At 40.1% G+C, this 18,145-nt stretch carries 17 protein-coding genes and 4 pseudogenes; 7 read left to right on the top strand and 14 right to left on the bottom strand.

Annotation, left to right across the window (positions count from 1 at the left end; genetic code table 11):
- Positions 1 to 466, bottom strand: a pseudogene (locus L3V35_RS24015) (hypothetical protein); the annotation flags it as partial.
- 151 nt (positions 467 to 617) lie between these two features.
- On the opposite strand from L3V35_RS24015, the pseudogene L3V35_RS24010 reads away from it, so the two are divergent.
- A pseudogene (locus L3V35_RS24010) lies at positions 618 to 722 on the top strand (IS5/IS1182 family transposase); the annotation flags it as partial.
- A 1,120-nt stretch (positions 723 to 1,842) separates the two neighbouring features.
- On the opposite strand, the gene L3V35_RS24005 reads toward L3V35_RS24010, so the two are convergent.
- The 5 genes from L3V35_RS24005 to L3V35_RS23985 form a co-directional block, all read right to left on the bottom strand.
- A complete protein-coding gene (locus L3V35_RS24005) occupies positions 1,843 to 2,352 on the bottom strand; it encodes a hypothetical protein (protein WP_171388179.1) in 510 nt (169 codons plus the stop codon).
- An 828-nt stretch (positions 2,353 to 3,180) separates the two neighbouring features.
- Positions 3,181 to 3,573, bottom strand: coding sequence for a Rid family detoxifying hydrolase (locus L3V35_RS24000; protein ID WP_105058885.1), 393 nt, complete (start codon positions 3,571 to 3,573; stop codon positions 3,181 to 3,183).
- Positions 3,574 to 3,875: 302 nt separating this feature from the next.
- Positions 3,876 to 4,661: a hypothetical protein gene (locus L3V35_RS23995; RefSeq protein ID WP_237300767.1), complete on the bottom strand. Its 786-nt coding sequence runs from the start codon at positions 4,659 to 4,661 to the stop codon at positions 3,876 to 3,878.
- Positions 4,662 to 5,033: 372 nt separating this feature from the next.
- A complete protein-coding gene (locus tag L3V35_RS23990; RefSeq protein WP_237300766.1) occupies positions 5,034 to 5,861 on the bottom strand; it encodes a CPBP family intramembrane glutamic endopeptidase in 828 nt (275 codons plus the stop codon).
- A 19-nt stretch (positions 5,862 to 5,880) separates the two neighbouring features.
- Entirely contained in the window at positions 5,881 to 6,129 is a 249-nt protein-coding gene (locus tag L3V35_RS23985) for a hypothetical protein (protein ID WP_237300765.1), read from the bottom strand.
- A 537-nt stretch (positions 6,130 to 6,666) separates the two neighbouring features.
- Between L3V35_RS23985 and L3V35_RS23980 the strand changes: the two genes are divergently transcribed.
- On the top strand, positions 6,667 to 7,227 hold the full coding sequence (locus L3V35_RS23980) for a hypothetical protein (protein ID WP_237300764.1): 561 nt from the start codon (positions 6,667 to 6,669) through the stop codon (positions 7,225 to 7,227).
- A gap of 50 nt (positions 7,228 to 7,277) precedes the next feature.
- Entirely contained in the window at positions 7,278 to 7,640 is a 363-nt protein-coding gene (locus L3V35_RS23975) for an HlyD family efflux transporter periplasmic adaptor subunit (protein WP_346730181.1), read from the top strand.
- A gap of 153 nt (positions 7,641 to 7,793) precedes the next feature.
- Here the strand turns inward: L3V35_RS23975 and L3V35_RS23970 are convergent, their stop codons facing one another.
- The 3 genes from L3V35_RS23970 to L3V35_RS23960 all read right to left on the bottom strand — a co-directional run bounded on the left by L3V35_RS23970 (position 7,794) and on the right by L3V35_RS23960 (position 10,100).
- A complete protein-coding gene (locus L3V35_RS23970; protein ID WP_237300763.1) occupies positions 7,794 to 9,341 on the bottom strand; it encodes a TcdA/TcdB catalytic glycosyltransferase domain-containing protein in 1,548 nt (515 codons plus the stop codon).
- Positions 9,316 to 9,816 (bottom strand): hypothetical protein, encoded by a 501-nt coding sequence (locus L3V35_RS23965; protein ID WP_237300762.1) that lies wholly within the window; start codon positions 9,814 to 9,816, stop codon positions 9,316 to 9,318. Before L3V35_RS23965 ends, L3V35_RS23970 begins: the two co-directional genes overlap by 26 nt.
- 98 nt (positions 9,817 to 9,914) lie before the next feature.
- The gene (locus tag L3V35_RS23960) at positions 9,915 to 10,100 is read right to left on the bottom strand and encodes a hypothetical protein (RefSeq protein ID WP_237300761.1); all 186 of its coding nucleotides are present in this window, start codon (positions 10,098 to 10,100) and stop codon (positions 9,915 to 9,917) included.
- Between the two features lie 550 nt (positions 10,101 to 10,650).
- Here L3V35_RS23960 and L3V35_RS23955 point away from each other — a divergent pair.
- Together L3V35_RS23955 and L3V35_RS23950 are read left to right on the top strand one after the other, a co-directional pair.
- Positions 10,651 to 10,932: a cysteine peptidase family C39 domain-containing protein gene (locus L3V35_RS23955; RefSeq protein WP_346730180.1), complete on the top strand. Its 282-nt coding sequence runs from the start codon at positions 10,651 to 10,653 to the stop codon at positions 10,930 to 10,932.
- Positions 10,933 to 11,075: 143 nt separating this feature from the next.
- Positions 11,076 to 11,459 carry an ATP-binding cassette domain-containing protein gene (locus tag L3V35_RS23950; RefSeq protein ID WP_237300760.1) on the top strand — a complete coding sequence of 128 codons (384 nt, stop codon included), beginning with the start codon at positions 11,076 to 11,078 and terminating at the stop codon, positions 11,457 to 11,459.
- Between the two features lie 760 nt (positions 11,460 to 12,219).
- Here the strand turns inward: L3V35_RS23950 and L3V35_RS23945 are convergent.
- Both L3V35_RS23945 and L3V35_RS23940 read right to left on the bottom strand, forming a co-directional pair.
- Positions 12,220 to 13,164 carry a hypothetical protein gene (locus tag L3V35_RS23945; protein WP_237300759.1) on the bottom strand — a complete coding sequence of 315 codons (945 nt, stop codon included), beginning with the start codon at positions 13,162 to 13,164 and terminating at the stop codon, positions 12,220 to 12,222.
- A 121-nt stretch (positions 13,165 to 13,285) separates the two neighbouring features.
- Positions 13,286 to 13,793, bottom strand: a pseudogene (locus L3V35_RS23940) (recombinase family protein).
- A 127-nt stretch (positions 13,794 to 13,920) separates the two neighbouring features.
- On the opposite strand from L3V35_RS23940, the gene L3V35_RS23935 reads away from it, so the two are divergent.
- Together L3V35_RS23935 and L3V35_RS23930 are read left to right on the top strand one after the other, a co-directional pair.
- Positions 13,921 to 14,181 (top strand): type II toxin-antitoxin system Phd/YefM family antitoxin, encoded by a 261-nt coding sequence (locus L3V35_RS23935; RefSeq protein WP_171388186.1) that lies wholly within the window; start codon positions 13,921 to 13,923, stop codon positions 14,179 to 14,181.
- The gene (locus L3V35_RS23930) at positions 14,181 to 14,483 is read left to right on the top strand and encodes a type II toxin-antitoxin system RelE/ParE family toxin (protein WP_171388187.1); all 303 of its coding nucleotides are present in this window, start codon (positions 14,181 to 14,183) and stop codon (positions 14,481 to 14,483) included. Before L3V35_RS23935 ends, L3V35_RS23930 begins: the two co-directional genes overlap by 1 nt.
- A 3-nt stretch (positions 14,484 to 14,486) precedes the next feature.
- On the opposite strand, the pseudogene L3V35_RS23925 reads toward L3V35_RS23930, so the two are convergent.
- From L3V35_RS23925 to L3V35_RS23915, 3 genes and pseudogenes are all read right to left on the bottom strand, one after another.
- Positions 14,487 to 14,916 (bottom strand): annotated as a pseudogene (locus L3V35_RS23925) (recombinase family protein).
- 135 nt (positions 14,917 to 15,051) lie between these two features.
- On the bottom strand, positions 15,052 to 15,966 hold the full coding sequence (locus L3V35_RS23920; protein ID WP_171388188.1) for an AAA family ATPase: 915 nt from the start codon (positions 15,964 to 15,966) through the stop codon (positions 15,052 to 15,054).
- Positions 15,963 to 16,988 carry a DNA mismatch repair protein gene (locus L3V35_RS23915; RefSeq protein ID WP_105058895.1) on the bottom strand — a complete coding sequence of 342 codons (1,026 nt, stop codon included), beginning with the start codon at positions 16,986 to 16,988 and terminating at the stop codon, positions 15,963 to 15,965. The genes L3V35_RS23920 and L3V35_RS23915 overlap by 4 nt, the downstream gene beginning before the upstream one ends.
- Between the last annotated feature and the right edge of the window lie 1,157 nt (positions 16,989 to 18,145).

The following is an 18,145-nucleotide window of genomic DNA, read 5'->3' as shown; positions in this document are numbered from 1 at the left end:
CGGTTGCCATTAGTGGTGTCAGTTGACCTTTGGCCACAGAAACCGAAGGCGGTGTGACCGAAATCGCGGTGATGACCGCAGCGCTGACCTCCACGCTCACTGTGTTACTGGTGACACCATCTTTAGTTAGATAAACAGCGACCTCCCCAGTTGTATTCCCCGTTGAAAATACGCCCGGTTTAGAAAAAAAACCAATCTCCTCGTTACTTGTACGCCAAGCGCTTAAGCTTAAATCTGCGAGTACCATTGAGGAGCCATCTGAGTAATAACCTGTGGCGATGAATGCTTGTTTGTTACCTTTGGCCAATATTAACCGACTTGTTCCATAAGTTATTGTTGAGGATACGCTAATATCGATCCTTTCTAAGGTTAACTTTGTTTTTACAACTTCTTCTGATGATTCTAAATTACAACCTGTCAAGAATGAGGTAAGAAGAAATAATATAGATGAATATAGTTTAATCATGTTTATTATATACTAATTTATTAGGATTTATAAAAATCGGGTAATAACAGGGAGAATGGTATTAATTTAATTTAATTTATTGATTTAAGAACAATCACCGAAATACGCACCTACGATCTGCTCAGCTACGTTCATTATCTCTCGTAGCCTTATACTTAAATATTGTTACAAGACAACCAACTGGAAGTAAGACGACCAATCAATCATTAAGCGTGGTTCTCTGACCTTTTGGGTTGATATGGAAGCGGTAAGTGGCTGAGCTCAAAGCAAACAAAATAAGTGCGGTAGGCTACCCATAACTTTTCTCCTGAAAAGATTAATTTGGTTGACTGTATTGAGCTAGTGATAGTCAGCTTAGGTTGTGGGTTGGTATTAATTTAATTGATAAGCGCCAAACTTCCGATGAGATGCCTATCAATAATTTAATTACACATAAATAATATTCCAATCACTTTCCGTGTAAAAGGATATTGTTATATTAAAAAATAAATAGGGAGGTAGCTCAAAAGTTACCTAAGTCGATTTCCGAGTCTAAAGCGGAAACAAAATTGACCTTAACGTATTTTAACTCAAGATAGTAACTAAGCTCGGTTGTAAGGAGGTTATCAACAATGGTTTATCAATGGGCTGTATTTCGTCATCAGCGTCCTATTTTCGGCGCAGGGTGTGAATTATTTGTTGTCATGCTCGCTTTTTTATCAATAGCCTTACCTCTGATATATGAAGAAAGCTTATTTATGCTGGGAATATCTTCAGGACTTGCCATCATTTGCTTTACTCTATTTTTACTTTTTGCCCAAAGTGACAAGCTCCGAAGGTCAATGTCTAGCTAGGATCTGCCCCCATTAAGTTTACCAGAGCGGGAGCAAACTTGATTTCAACCTGCTCTATTAGAATTACTTAATTATTATTTTCTAAGTGTTTGTATGTCTATATTGGAACTTGCAATTTATCTAAAGTAGAGCAACTCACGCTCAGGAAATACTGCTTGTCGCAAAGGACATCAACGTGCACACTCGATCATATGGCTGGATCGAAAAAGACGTAGCTCGTATCAAAACACGACCCGCTTGAATGCCGAGAACGACCTGAATACCGAAACAAAATTCAGACATCTTGATGACCTTGACTGATGACTGTTTGATACAAACACCTTAATTGTCATACAGGCAAGAGAGAAAAGCCTTAGCCGATTAGCCGACGTGCGATGCTCGGACATTTTTCAGCTTTCTTCTCGTAGACCTCGCCTCTGATCTGTTTAATGATGGTAGTGTTATCACACACAAATACTTACCCCCTTACCTCGGTTAAATTCACCGAAATCACGTGCCTGGATATGTCAGCGGAAACCGTAGAACGTATTTAAATGTGATCTCCTAAGCACCAAAACGTATATCGAAACAAAACCCCGAACACTTAAACGTACCCTCACCCGTTTTCACGAATCGTAAGGCTGGAAACACTGACCTGTAGGTGGTGTAAAGGATTATGTGATCCACTCGCTCATGGAGAAACCATTCGCCAAAGTCTGCCCTGTTCAATTCAACAAAGAAGTTACGCACCTCGTGCAAAGCAAAACGACGAAACACCAATTGCGGAAACTTCTGCTTGATATCGTCAACCAACCCTTGCTCTTTGAGCGCATTTATATCGGCCTGTTGCTCTGGAGACTGACGACGGCTGAACATTTTTAAACGATGAATTTTTGAGACCAAATCAGACTTTATTTTTTCCTCATCACGACACTTTTTGACTAGATAGCGCAACTTTAATACTGCCAAAGGACTAGAGGCATCATTTTTTGGTGAGCTTTCGTGTCCCAGCGGCAAAACGCTGGTTGCTGAATTTGAATTAGAGAGAGTTGGGGTTGAGTTTTGTTGCGCCATGAGATTTTCCTTTTTTGAGTATCACTTTTCGGAGCCGCTTGGCTGTCCGCTCTCTCAACATCGTTCTGCTTTGCAAGGGCGCGCAGCGGCGAAGCCTCACTTGAAAAACAGGTTGTGGTGAGAAACGGTTAACACCCTGCGTGCCCGTAAATGAATCGAGTGATAGGAAATTAACGCATAAGAAAACAAGCCCTTAATCGAACTTATTCAAAGACAGGGAGTGCAACAAGGAGAGACGACGAGGCGCATCAAACGTAGAGAGAAGCGCATTGAGTAATTGTTCTCAGGAAAGTAAAGCATCTCGAGCTGGTTCGATAAAGCGACTCAAGTTATCGAGAGAGGAGAGAATCGACGGAATGAACCAAGCGGAGCGAGAACGCCCTAGCTCAGAAGTATCAACAACAGAACTACTCTATTAGAGGTAACTCTAAAAGAACCATTCTTTTTTAGTCCCATTTTTATATTAGCTATCGCTCTTGCGTTCTCAAGTAGATGATGGATTCCCTCCCTTTAGCCATTCATATAATCCTTTTGCACTCGGACGCTACTGGTTTATCTCCCTCCCAACCCATGACGGTTATAACCGTTTTAAAAAACAATTTCTCGACCTCTTCCTAAGTCATTTGACACCCTAACTCTCGAAAAATGTAACTCTACTCATTTCGCGGTATTTCACGAAAAAAATCTTATAAATAAGAGAGCGTATATTGAGTATTATATAAACTATATTAAACATACGGAGACAAAGTTCGCACTAGGGTAATCCTAAATAGATAGCCCCAGCCCCAGCGCCTAAGCTGGAGCTAAAAAATTAAAAATGATTAATGACTAAGGTGCAACAGCAACGGCTTCTATCTCAATCATGGCGTTGAGAGGAAGTTTCGATACTTCAATACAGGTTCTCGCAGGAAAATAATTGGCGCCGTGCTTAATGAAAAAATCATTATAAATTTCATTTACAACTGAAAAGCTCATCATATCGGTAATATAAACAGTTGTTTTCACTACGTCTGACATGTCAGCGTCTGCATGGAGCAAAATTGCTCTCATATTCTCTAGACACTGCACCGTTTGCTTCTCAAGACTATTTTTCACCAAAAACCCAGTCTGGGGGCTCAGTGGTAATTGACCAGAAGTGAAAATTAACCCACTGGTGATGATCCCTTGGGAGTATGGGCCAATCGCTTTTGGGGCCGCTTGAGTATCAATGATTTTGCGCATATTTTCTCAATCCTATTAGTTTTAGATGCCCAACAAAATTAGAGGATTAACTGAAAAAACACTTATTATTTAATCATAATTTCATCAGTTTTTAACCTTATTGAATCAGAACTGATGCCAACGAAGCGTTAAAACCCAACCAAAGGACAACTAGGGCACAAGCTAAAGCACGTTGTTTGTGATTGAAGATAATATGGCTTGGTTGAACCACCAAAGAGTAAGGAACGAACGAGAAGGTTCACGAGATAAAGCAGGTAGCCAGAAGGGTGCTCTAAGTGAAGGGCAAATATGTTTAGAATGAATCATCTTAAACTTTCAGCGTATTCCTGCATAACCCTAGTATTATCACCCTTAACTCCGTGACCACAGAACTCTCCGTTGTTACTAATCAAGGGACTTGAGTAGGCAGGAACTACTTGCGTAGCATAGCTCATGACAGTGCCGTAATTCGAGCAATGGTAAGCTCCCGCGTAAGGCTTTACCTTTTTTCTATTGTCAGGGAAAACCTGCTCATTAACCCAAAACTTACCACTTTCAGTATCAGGCTGCTCATGCATAGCCCAAGCTAAGTGCCCAAATTCGTGTTCTAAAACGGTAATAGGAAATCTTTCCGATAAGACAATAAAGCTATCATTCATATTCATCATCGTCATGCCATGAATTTCTTGTGCAATGACGACAGGGTGATTCTCACCAAGAACCACCACATACTGTTCTATTGGGTTACTTCTAAGATGGTCAATTTCGGAAGCGCCTACTTCTTCTTGTAAGGCAGAATGTAGAGAGGAAACAGATGAAACACTCTTTGGCATAGATATAAATTGGCTCTCTTTAAAAGAGCGAATAATAGGTACACAAGAGTTGGCCAATATTGTGTTAGACATTGCTACTGCTTCATGCAGTTTTCCGACAATTTCACTTTTATACACAACGGACTCATCAAGATAAAAAGTTATCTTTGATTGAACTGGCTTGTTAATCTCACATTTAGGAAATATTAACTCCGGGCTAAGATTGCGCTGGCTGATCATGATAGCAAACACGATTAACACACAGCCACATACGAGAATACTTTTGTTTTTTAACATAAACTTTTCTTCTTACAAACCAACCTTAAGCAACCAAAACTTGTACGAACCACTATTTTGATGGTGACAATGATGGATTATGTTCGTTCCCCTAAATCAAAGTTAACACGAAGCTTTTAATCATTAATATCAAGCCCAACGTTAACAAGAACACAACAGCACGGTAATTATTTTTATTGTCAGTCACTTCAGTACTATTTCGGCCACCTTGAGAGACTAGAGCGCTCAGAACGAAGATTACAATGGCAATGTAGGCGTAGTAATCGCTTAACGAATACTGTTTGAAAGATGGGACTAACAACCAAAGTACGCTTAAAAACAGTATGGCGATATTTAAGTAAATAAGTGAAAGAAACAGTCCTCTTGCTAGCATTACTCCTTCCTGAACTCTCTTCGCTGATAATCAATAAAGAGCAAAAACAGCACCAGATAACCCGATTGTAGTGCAACAATATTAATATCAACCACCTCCCAAGGATTAAAGTGAAACTGTGTGATCGAGTAATAAACAAGGTCATAAAGTAAAATAAATAGGTTATGACCAGCATGAATGGCAATAACCACTTCTAGGCGGCGATATCGCTCAAAGGCCCAACATAAAAATACCCCTGACATAAAGGCGTACAGTTCCCACTGGTGTATTGAAGCGAATATTAAGCTTGAGAGTAATGCGGCGCCGGTAACCCCCAAAACGGATCTGAAAATAACAAACAACAAATAACGAAAAATAAGCTCTTCTATCACGGGAGAAATAAACACACCGTCCATAGCGCTGCGTAACACACTCGACCAATCAATCACACCATCATAGGCTGAAAACAAAGGAGTGAAATTGTAGGCTTGGGCCTGCCAAGAGCCTGGAGAAAACCAATCAAAAACAATATATTGAATATAATTTGATACAGAATTCAATGAGATCAAACCAAGCAATACCAATACGCCTTCACCCCATGTACATGTATTTCTAGGCCAGGAGGTTGAGTACTGCTTCCAATGCTTATCTCGTCGAGCACCAACAAACAGCGCGAAAAAAGCGCTAACGGGTAACAAGTAGTAGGCGATAGCTGAGTAGAGCACTCGATCCAAACTCGGATTAAGTATCCACTCTCGGGTAATGCTCAGGTAGTAATCAAGCAGAATATAACTTGGAAAAAAATAACCTATATAGACTACCACCACAGCAGATATCATTAACCGCATCGTAAATTACTCCGAAAACCTAACGGCCCCCAATACGATTACTGCCACCTTTGTCCTGGCGGTCGTTCATATCATTGCGCAAACGAGAACGAGCCTGTGCAGCACGAGCTCCCGAGCGATCTCTTCGCTGGCGATACTCACTATAACGAGCTCTTGCAACTGGTGTGTGTGCTCTATCAAGCGAATCACGGATCCAGCTTCCAATTCCACGACTAGGACTCCCTCCAACAACTTGCTCAATCTCATGAACAGTAGCTAATACTTTCATTGTTAAACTCTCCCTCAATTAAATCCACGATTCCAAGAGAGAGCGGACGGACAACTGACCTGTCGGTTTAAAATCTGTTGCATTCAGACCTAAACCTCCCTGCTTGGAGGTTAAAAAATTAACGTGCTTATTTGGGAGAAAGTATTTAATTATGGTTAATTAATGATGAGGCATTGAGTTTCTTAGTTCATGGTTATTCAAGTGGTTTTCCTTTGCATCAAGAGAGTTCAATCCCCCAAAAATCACTCGTAATTACTGTTTAATAAGCTGAGTTTTTCTCCACTCCTTCTAGCATGGAGAGATCCCCCTAACCATCCATAAACTTGCCATTTGACCTAAAAACCCAAGGAATAAAAAAGAAAAAGGAATTATTATGTTATTTCTTCGACAAGTTATTGAAGCAAAAAACAAACGCTAACAGGTCGCATCGTTTTAATTCAGTCACTGTCCTTGTATGGTATCAGTGCGTCACTTTTCGCTCTCTTTGTTCTCATCTTGTTCTATCTCTCGCAATTTGAGTTCGCACGTAAAGAGACTGTGAAGGAAGACCTAGCTCCACAAAAAGACGTCATCACTTTATATTTTGCTCGTTCAGGAGTACTCAATCAGCTCTGGGGAGAGGAAGGACTAGAAATCACAGAGGGTCAGCCGATTGCACGGATTCAAAATAGCCAAGGATTAAGCAGTGGAAAAGAGCGAACCACAGCTCTCATCCAAGAAATAGACACACATTTGAAAATGTTGGAAAAAAAGCGAACTATTTCTGACGCCCTGTTTAACAAGCAAACTCTCACTTTGCAGCACCAGTTAGAGCGCCTGAATCAAAGTTTAAGCGCAATTAACAAAGCCAAACAAACCAACACCATACGCCTTGACCTACAAACCCAACTCTATGAAAAACGACAAACCTTATCTCAAGATGGATACCTTTCAGCAACAGCCTTAATAGAAGCTCAAGAAGCATTATTAGAATACCAAGAAGCGAATCAAACAATAGATAAAGAGGTGAGTTCGCTTCAGGTCGAGATAGCACAAATACAAACCCAACAACAGTTACTGCCTGAACAACACAACTTAAAACTACTTGAGATACAATAATATATCTCTTTATTACAGGCCCAAAAAGTAGAACTAAACGGCGAATATGAATTTACACAGAAGCGTCCAAGCAAGGCACTGTTACAGCTATTCAGGCTAAAGTAGGGAGCCAAGTATCCCCAAGTACACCGATTTTAAGTATCATCCCCACCAACTCGCCCCTTGAGTTAGAATTACTCCTACCCACACGCTCTGCTGGTTTTTTTCAACAAGGTGATACCGTCAATATCCGCTTTGATGCTTTTCCGTATCAGAAATTCGGTTTAATGACTGATGCTATCACGAGCATTGACAAAGCTTTGATCTTGCCAAGTGACAAAGCCCTCCCCATTCAGACAGAACAAACCATGTATCGAGTAACAGCCTCTTTACCAGAGCAATTTAGAACGCCTATGGTGAAGAATTTCCATTGAAAACAGGCATGTTAGCTGAAGCTGATAATATTTTAGAAACGCGCACGCTCCTAGAATGGTTACTTGACCCAACATACGCGATCCAAGGTAAGCTTTAATGAGCGAACCGTACTAAAAAGTCAGCTTAAATGTTAGACAATGACTAAAATCGAACTAATCAGAAAAGAGGTTTTGGTTTCGAAGCCAAGTTGAGCGCATATGCTCTACTGTAAATTGAGTTTGATGCTCAAATGCCATCTTCAAGCCTGGGTGGCTCATTGCGAACGCGACGGCGTTCGGACTGCAGCCTTCAATGTCAAAAACTTCATAAGCAAGCGATATAAGTACCTCTAATACCAATGAAGGCCCAGACAAGAAGAGAGTTACATTATCACTTGACCGTAAATGGTCATACCGATAGTCCGAAAAACGAAGCCAATACTCCTCGCTCTCCATCACTCTATTGTTAACGTCACAGTCGCGAGAGGTGAAAATATCATCAAATATAATGCCATTATCTTCCATATAACGGTAACGACTGCTCATCATCGTTAAGACAATTCTTATTAACTTGGATCCCTTAGGCGCTATCAGCACATTGTTGTTGAATTCGCCCACACTATTTTTGGCTTTCGTTAATGCCAAACCCTCTTTGTGAACGGGAGGCAAGATAAAAGGGTGAAAAAGTTTATCTTCAGTTATCGCAGCAACATCTTCATGCAAACTTTTGATTTGCTCTTTATCATCATCAAAAAACGTCGCTACGAGATTCTCTACTAGCTGATGATCACCTTGGCACCGTGCAAAACGAGTCAATTGCTGAGTTCGAAACACATTCATAACGAGCTCGGCTTTAAGTACATCGACCATGTTATTACTCACCCATTCAGGAAAGCGCCGATTTGTTTTAGGAAAACAGTGCTCAAAACTTGGAAGTGTGTCGAAATCAACGTACATTCCCCCTTGATGATAAAGAACCAACAACCGAACGATATCACTTGCTGCAGCTAAATTATTTCTCAGAAGTACTTCGTACAGGTAGTAAGGTTCTAAATCAAAGCCGCTAAATACAAATAATGAGTCAATAGACGCAATATCTATCAAGGTGACTAGTTTCGTTAGCCGGTAGTAACGATGCCTAACACGGTAGAGCCTATGTTCAAGCTCAGTTGCGATGTCGGCATCATAGACTCTAGTATGATCAATTAACCATTCATCGAGGTGTCTCTCCTTACTTTCTACAAACGCCTCAAACCAGTCACTTTGGTGCTTTATAAAGGCCACATCTTCATGACTGCAGTTGTGTATTCGACAGAGAACATCCTTAATCTCACTAGCAAGTAAACAGCGGCTATCGTAATAGATGAATGTATCGTCTTGGCAAACTTCTTCCCACACATCAAAATATTCAAGCTGGCGCTCACTCAAACAACCGATCCAAACAAAAAATACCTTATCTAACATCACAAGGTCCTTTGGTTCGAGCCAACTAATACGCTGTAACACATCTCGAGCAAGATATTGTTCCTTGTCAGCTAAAAGCAATTCGTCCAATAACCGAATGAAAATAGACACAGATTCTTGATTTATCTGCCCTTGAAACGCCAGTAACTTCTCTACGAAGCCACATGCTTTTTTCTTATCAAACAGCGTGGAATCAGAACTATTGATAAGCTCAAAAACAAGTTGGAGATTGTTATCTAACGCACTGCCAGCTGTCATATTCATTACCAATTGTCATGGAGTTTTTGCGTAACAACTCTACATCAAACACAGTGCGACGCGTCCCTTTATAGGATGGAGAGAGGTAGATTTTTTTGATGTCGTTTATATACTGTTCGCTCAACTCGCCCATTGGTTCGATATCAAAAGGGGCATACTCAAGGCGAAGTTGATGCTGATAAAAGTCCCAGTTTCCTTGAACTGAAAAAGAGAAGATAGCTGGCTTGTCATGATTACTCAAAAAGTATTCAAACGTCCCTTGCGATGAAAAACTGCCATCTTTATCCAACCTCAAATGTTCGTTGAGAATGCGGTCACCAATCAACGGGAAAGTAAACCAACACTGCCACCAACCTACCAGCACCTGCCGAGTAATAGATACGATGGCATTATCTGACATAGAGACAAGAGAAGGCTTGTCAGCCATAGGCAACGGGAATTGAGCTACAAACAGTGATAACAAATACGTTTTCATAATGTGATCCGTGAATAGGAAACATCTTCATGAGGAAAAAGTGAAGTAAGTAAGCGGCCTACCTCACAAACCATCATCCATCATTAAAAAATCAAGACTTAGGAAGAGCGGCTATTGTAGCCCCCGCTCCAATCACGACCCTTTGATGAATTTCCTTTTTTCGTCGCTGCTTTATGCAACTTTTTAGGTTTAGAGGTACAACCGTCGTATCCCTTCCCGCCCACAACTTTATCAAGCATATCCTCTGATAATGACGCTACTTGTTGGCACATAACTTTCTTCATTACTCATCCTTAACGTAACCAATATTTCTCCCTGAATAACGCCTTTACAACGCAGCAATAGATCTTGGCTCTTGCGTAAACGTAAGGCCTACAGGTATTTAGCCCTAGCTTTATCAAGGCTTAAATTCCATCAGTACCACAATTAATTTATGAGTTAATTTATTGATAACCCTCACTTCTTATTGGCTTATCTACCAGGGGCATAAAAAACCACGCCCCCCCCCCCCCGACTCCCTCATAGATAATCAATCGTAATTTCTCCTTTAATAACATGTCATTAGCCGTAAACGCTCATAAGGTTGAGTGGCATTTAATTAATCAAAAAAGAGTACAGCAACTCGTTGCTCAAACTATAAAAAGCATGCACAGGCCCCCAGGACCACTCACAACCAAAGAAAACAGAGTATGTCAGGAACTCCCCATAACCTTCTTCATCGATTACATTACACACATCTAAAACACGTACCTTTGGTGATGCAATCCGAAGTATCAGAATGCGCGTTAGCGTACGTCGCGATGATTTCCGGATAATGTCGCATCACTTAGACGCATGGTAAGGGTTGGTGCACAGGGCATGAATTTAAAACAGGTCATGGAATTAGCTAGTCGAATAAGACTCATAGCACGAGCGGTACAATGTGAAATAGAAGAGTTAGATCAGCTTACTTTGCCATGCATTATTCATTGGGACTTAAACCATTTTGTAGTGCTAACGAAAGTGTGTAATGGAAAGGTTGATATCAATGACCCCGCTCAGGATAAGCGCCAGTTATCTACAATTGAATTTGCTCGCTGCTTTACCGGGATCGCACTCGAACTACCCCCCCAGTAGTAACTTTAAAAAAACAAGACAAACGCGAGACCAGGCGAATTAGCCAACTGTGGGAGAAGATTCATGGGTTAAAACGCACCCTAGTTACACTATTAATGTTATCAGTGGTCATTCAATCCGCCGCATTAATAGCTCCTTATTACATGCAGTGGGTAGTTGATAACGTAAGCTTTCGTTATTTTGACCAAGCACCTTGGGTGCTAAACCAACTCAGTTTTGAAATAGAACCCGAAGAAAGTATCGCAATCACAGGCGAATATGGATGCGGCAAGACAACCTTACTTAAACTCCTTCTTGGGTTACTCTCCCCGACGACTGGAACCATTTACCTAGATGGTATCGATATCCAAAAGCTAGATAAAACAACCTATCGTTCACACCTAGGAAGTGTAATGCAAAATGATCCTCTACTTTCAGGAACACTGAGTGAAAATATCACCATGTTTGATAGCCCATATGATGAGGAAAGATTAAAAGAGAGTTGCCGCCACGCTAACATTTTAGCCGAGATTCAACGACTACCTTAGGCTTTTATTCTTTAGTTAGAAAAATGGGAATTAGCTTTTCCGGCGGGCAATTACAACGTCTTTGCCTCGCTTGAGCGCTTTATAATCAGCCCAAAGTTCTCTGCTTAGATGAATCTACGAGCCACCTTGATGCTAATATTAACCAACACGTGCAGCAACTAAATATCACTCGCATCATCATTGCGCACCGAGCAGAAACCATAGTTTCAGCTACGCGAACCATTCATTTAGAGAAGCCCCAATAGGTGTAAAATTTGACAATAACACCACGACACGACCACCGCTGCGCCAATAAATTACACGTGATAATGCAACTTAAGCAGATAGAACAACAGCAGCCACAAAGCTTATTAAACCAAAGGATGGGGCGCAGCATTGGTCGTACCAAATTAAACAGGGCTATTCGCCTATCAAATCAGAGCTGCCAAATACAATAATCTTAGTTCCTTTAATTCCATTATTTATAGATATGTGACAATTTTATTATTAAACAAATTCTCAAGGTCTATTTTTATTTAAATAATCAGGTTATTTATTTAATCATCGATAGATATATCCCACTCTGAATAAAAAGGAATTTGTCTACTTGAGTGAGTAACGGTTTTAGTGGTAATCGTTATGTTGATGTACAAAAAGCAAACTAATCAAGAGGGATATGGATATGGAAAAATTGAGTTTGGATAAGGTTGAAAAAGTAATAGGAGGTAAAGGCAGCTTGTCTGGCTGCCTTACAGCACGCACGTGCCGTGTGCGGTTCTATCTATTCAGACCTACACAAAATCGCATGTCTACTAGATAAATAGTGGGGGACCTTCTCCACGTTGTTTACATTATTTAGAAAACCATATAATAGGCCTGAAGGAGGTTTGTCCGAATTCCAGATGCTAAAGTAGTCCAGAGGTAAGCCTCCAGAAATCAATAAGTTATTGTTTTCATGGTGGAATATAAGCTCTTCCAGCTCTTCAAAGGTTGACATTTTCCAGCCATCTTTATTATTAAAACTCATTTTGACGAGGTCATTACAATACCTTTCAGCTTGGCCGTATGGATTATTTTCGTTCTCGTAATTTTCCAAAGTTATTCCTTTACCATCTCTTCTAAACAGTGCATAAGGGTAACTATCATTATGAATTATCGCATAAGTTCGCCCTTCGTTTTCTTCGATATTAGAAGCGGTGTACCCTAGCCTGTCCATAAATTTTTTTCGTGGAACAAATAGGTACTCTTTGCCGTCATATGAATGAGACATCACACAAGTCCCATCCAAGGACTCTACTTGGGCTAACGTCAGCGCTTTATCACATACACCTTCCATAACATTGACGATTAACTCAGCTTTTATGCCTTCAAACTCGGCTTCTATCCTTGTGTTATTATAAGAAGCACCTGATGGATCCCAAACACCGGCTTGTACCTGGTTATCCTCTGTGAATGTAATGTTTGATACATTATCTAGTATTCTCAGCTCGGCTTGTTCAGTAAGGTCTTCTTCCCCATTTTCATAGACACCAATTATCCGCAATTTCATCTTACTATTTGCGGGAACAGATAATTGCCCTTCGGGGGGAAGTATTTTTATTTCGACTAAATTACCTAAGGCATTGGGTTCTTCGGCTCTGAGGGTGAGGTTGATACATCTTCCACAGATAGCATCTTCCTTGTCGCTACAGCCTGCTAGCACAATCCCTATTAAAACAATGAGCATGTATTGTCCGAACTTTTATTTAATCTCCTTTTCAGAAAAATTACGCTCACTTCTTTCGAATATTAATTTATAAATTTATGCTCGTTTGTTATTTCACTACCCAATCCTTCAATCTAGTACCTTAATAAAAAGTTGTGCGACTGCACCCTAACTCTTTACTGAGCGTATGCTTATTCATCCCTTGCTCTGCAAGCTCTTGAATGCGTTGTTGAAACTGCTTATTAGGAAATCGTCCGAGGTGTGCGAGCTCGCTCCCTACCCTCGTTACAGCGCTGTAAGATGCGTTTTCTTTCCATCTCTGCGAACACCGAAATGGTGGTATAGATAACCTGGCCCACATCACTGTTGATGTCCAAGTCTCCTAGATCAATGAAAAACCAAACCTGCGTTCTTTTGCGCTAGCTGATGCAATTTGCAATGCATCGATAGTATTACGAGCAATACGGTCGACTTTAGTAACGTGAATGACGTCCCTTCCCTCACAAAGTCCAACAACAGACTAAGCTGTTCTCTATAGGAGGATTTACCACTCGCCTGTTCTTGGTAAATTTTTTCACAGCCTATGGCTTTAAGCTGTTCAAGTTGAACGTTTGGTCTTGAGTACTAACACAGGCATAACTGATTTTCATAAAACGAACCTTAAAGTGAACATTAAGATACCTTTATGTACATTGTTTCATATTGCCTCCAATCACAGAATCATACAAATTGGTTAAATCGTTCGATTCGTTTATAATGAACGAAAAGGAGAATATTATGCAATCACTTACAGCTAATACAGCTAAAACCAAATTTGGCGATTTGTTGATGAAAGTTCAACGTGAACCCATACAAATCAATAAGAACGGCTCACCAGTTGCGGTGATGATGTCTTGTGAAGAATATGAGCAACTTGAAGCTCTGAAATTGATGGTTGTTAAATCACGCTTCGAACAAGCAGAAGCCGACGCTCTATCAGATAACCTAGTTGACGGTAACGACTTCATGAATGCATTTGACCAAGGTAAATTTGATTAATGATGCACTATAAGCTTTCTTCTGCAGCGCAATCTGATCTCATTGAGATTCGTCGCTATACATTAGAGCGAAGGGGGCAAATACAATGGACTACTTACTTTTCAGAACTAAAGCAATCTATGGAATTACTGGCGAACAACAAGTTGCTCAGCATAGAAGTTTTTGAACTGGGCCAAAACTACTTCCGGTTTCCTTTAAAGCACCATGTAATTTATTACATCCAGAAACAAGAGCACATAGTTATTGCAGCCGTTCTGAGTAAACACATATCTCCAGCTAAGCACTTTTCACAAATCTCTTAACCCTCAAGCTAATTTAAGGGTTAACTTGCGTTGCTTAATATAGTCACGCAGCGTACTCGGCGCTTCATCGAACAATTTTTCTGTGGGACTAATCCCCAAGCCCATCTTTAAGTACTTCCTTCGCTCTCATCGAGATAAACTCACGCTCTATTTCTGCCGTAAGTCCTAGCACCGTAGCGGTTATGCAAGATTGCATTAAACCATCCAGTGGTAAGTTATGTTTAGCTATATAAACATTGATCTTCTTTTCCATACGCACTTCAAGTACCTCAAGCACTTGTAACATCGAACGAGCAATTCGAATGACTTCAATAAACACGATGTAATCTCCGTTCGTCATACCCTCGACTAACTTACGTTACCGCCATTTTTTCTTTCCTGTTGCCACATCTAGGCTGTCTGAGGAGACTCTTAAATACGCGTAGTTCGCCATGCTTTCTACTTAAGTAAAAGCGATCCAAACTGAACAAGCTGAGCGAAAAAGTTGAACGAGTAACAGAAAGTGCGAACAGTGTCAGATAAGAAAACAGCACCGGATGTCGGTGCTGTTCAAAGTGTGATAGGTTACTTACAAGACGTCTCTAAGGTTTTTTCGCTCTTCAATTTCTTTTTGCTCTGGAATAGTTCCGGGCAGTGTGATTTTTTTTGGGTTTTGCTTAATGCTTTGCGCTGAGCGAGCAGGCTTAGACGCCTTAGATTTTAAACTGAATACCTGTGGATTAATAGTGAGGCTTTGTCTCACTTCAACCGCAAACTCTTGATTTTCATTTTCAGGTAAATAATTGCTCTTAAGATATTTAATCGACAAAGATTCTTTGTTTCTCTTTAACGTAAACAAGCACTTTGTTAGTCGCATTACCGATGTTAAACCTGCGCCTGATGCCATGGTAATTTCTTGGTTACCGCGGATCTCATCTTTATTTACATGATGGACAAGCAACAAACTGGCACCTGATTCACTGGCAAGGCTCTGAAAAACATTTTTGATTAAGCGATCGTGTTTTACCTCTTCACAACGGCCTATTGATTCCGTCACCGTATCCACTATCACTAAGTCGAATTCCGAGAAGGTTTGCTTGAGTTGTGCTAAATACTGCTTATGTTCTGCCTGTTCTTGTGCAGAGCTATCTGGCGGGATCACTATCGGTTCAATATCGGTTAGAAAGTGGAGATTATTTTTTAGCTCTGACTTAATAGTGGCAGTGCAATTAGTCAGCTTTTCTTTCATGCGAGATTGAATCACGCCAACTCCGTCTTCTGAACTCAATACCAAAGTTTTTGCGGGTTTTCCGGCCGCGCTCATCCCGAGTAAAGACATTGAAGAAGCGTGTTCCATTGCAATACACAATGCTAGATGAGACTTACCGACATTAGGCGCAGCAATCAACATGCCTACATGTCCTTTAAGTAAACCTTTCAGGCTGAAGCTTAGGTTTTGACTTGCAGATGAAGACATCAAGCTATCAAGAGATTGAGTGTTCATGATCCACCCTCCCCTATATAAAATATCTGTATACCATTACCTACATCGCGAAATTGAAGGCTAAAGTCTTTTTCGATTTGTACGGCATTAGCCAACAAATCTTTTCTGAGATCACTACGGAAGCTATGGCTGACTTTTGAAGCAATAGATTGAATGTAGCTATCGAGTGCCCACTCAAACTTCTTGTTGTGTAAGAATTCAGCTTTATGCGTAGTAATGTATTTTAAGAATGAACGAACCGACGGTTTACTGTAGTTGGTCATTTTGTGTTGTTCTAATCGATAGTAGTAACCATGGTCGCGTATTGCTTGCAGTAAACGCATATCTGGCACTAAGAACACGTGGTTAGTGAGGTTCTTACTGTTCTTACGACCTGTTTTGAATTTACTTCGATCACAATAAAATCGGTAATCTTGAACAAACTCTAACGGCTTTTTGCTGACTACATTCTGCTCTTCATCAAGTTCATTTATCACCAAGTGAGCCGTTGCTAACTGAGTAATACGACGCTCTATTTGATCATAGTTCGCGCGAGTGGTCGCCATACCCATTCGGGTTGCTAACTCATACATACCCATTGACAGAACAGTCGCATCTCGATCAATAAATGAATCGAAACCATCTTGTTGAGTATCAGAGATATCACCGTCCGTTATGGTTTGGTATACCTGAGACCAAGTTAAACGTGAGCCAGCATCATAAGAATTGTCGTCCAATTGAATAGTTTGGGCATAGGCCAGCATGGTTTCTAAGATATCTCGATGTGGTTGAAGTAGGTAATCAACATGCAGATCAACTCTGAAGTTTTTTCCATAACTGTTAATATTCACGCTTTCTAATGGATAGTTAGGATCAGTCCCCCCGCTTTGTGCAATCTCAATGAGTTTGGATTGCATTGTGGATGTTAAGCGTGAAGCTGGATGAAAGATGGTAGCTCTCGAAAATAAAATGGATGAGATAAACCGATTTTTACGGTCTTCTTCATTAATAACCGTCAAACTAGAGCTAGATGTTGAAGTCATGATCATTACCTAATAACGCGATAGTATTATTCTAACAGATAACCTTACTTACCTCACTAACTTCGGTAGATGTCTATATGATTTCGGTAAATATCTATAGTACATCACATAAATTATGTATAAATATCGGTAAATAACCACTTACTTCGGTAAATGTTTACTTGAGTGTTAAGGATCAAACTAACTATTGGATTAATAATCAAGCCTATGTTTTGATCGTTTTTTAGACAACTTTGCCTAATAACCATAAATTAAATTTAAATCATGATCTTCCCTATCTTCTAGATCGGTTAATGTTAACAGTGAAATTCTTTAATTCGGTAAATGTTTATATGTTTGATCGTTTAATATCAATATGTCTTCGGTAAATATTGATATACCTTCGGTGAATATCTATATTATTTCGGCAAATGTTCATATTTTTAGGCGGGTACTAAGAAACTAGAACCTTTAGGATCTAGTTTTATAACAATACCAACTTCACTTAGGTTCAGCCGGTGACTTAACGAGCAACGTCAAATCTCTAGGGAGCTTTGACGTTGCTCATTAAGTAAGTGTTAACACTCTAACAATCTTATTTGATCCATTAACTTTTTGTTATGTACTTGCATCTTAGGGGATTACTACTCTGATCGTTGTAGGTATTCACCAGTGATATAAAATAAATGGGGGGAACTAAGTTTTTAGCTTGGTAAAAATAGTAAGTAACAGTGTCACATTGTCTAGATGGAAACACGTTATGTGGATCATTGATTGTTAATGATCCAAGATGCTTTCCGTCAAATTGTGATCGTAAAGAAACCAGTTTGCTGTCAGACAATTACTGGAGTGTACAATTTAGGTAGGGAGATGAAATACATTGCAAAATGGTCCCAAGACAACAAAGTACATTCAGAACATTATAAGCCTTGGAGGAGGCTCAATTTGATAAAAGTGGATTTCTTGGCTGATTATCTTCTTGATACTCAAGCTTTACTTCGATGATACGCATAAACTGACTAGAAAGCACAGATAGTACGTAAATGTTTACTATCTTCCAAAGTGTGGTTAATGGCGTCAAGCAAGGACTACTTCTTCTATCTTTTTGGCCTATTGTCACGTCTTTTTCACAGTTAATTAACTTAGTAAGCGATGTAAGTTAGACACAGCAAAACCTT

Origin of the sequence: Vibrio sp. L5-1, from assembly GCF_021728315.1 — a bacterium.
GTDB classification, from domain to species: Bacteria; Pseudomonadota; Gammaproteobacteria; order Enterobacterales; family Vibrionaceae; genus Vibrio; species Vibrio splendidus_K.
Note: the sequence above shows the minus strand (reverse complement) of the source record. Positions and strands in the feature narration are given on the sequence as shown.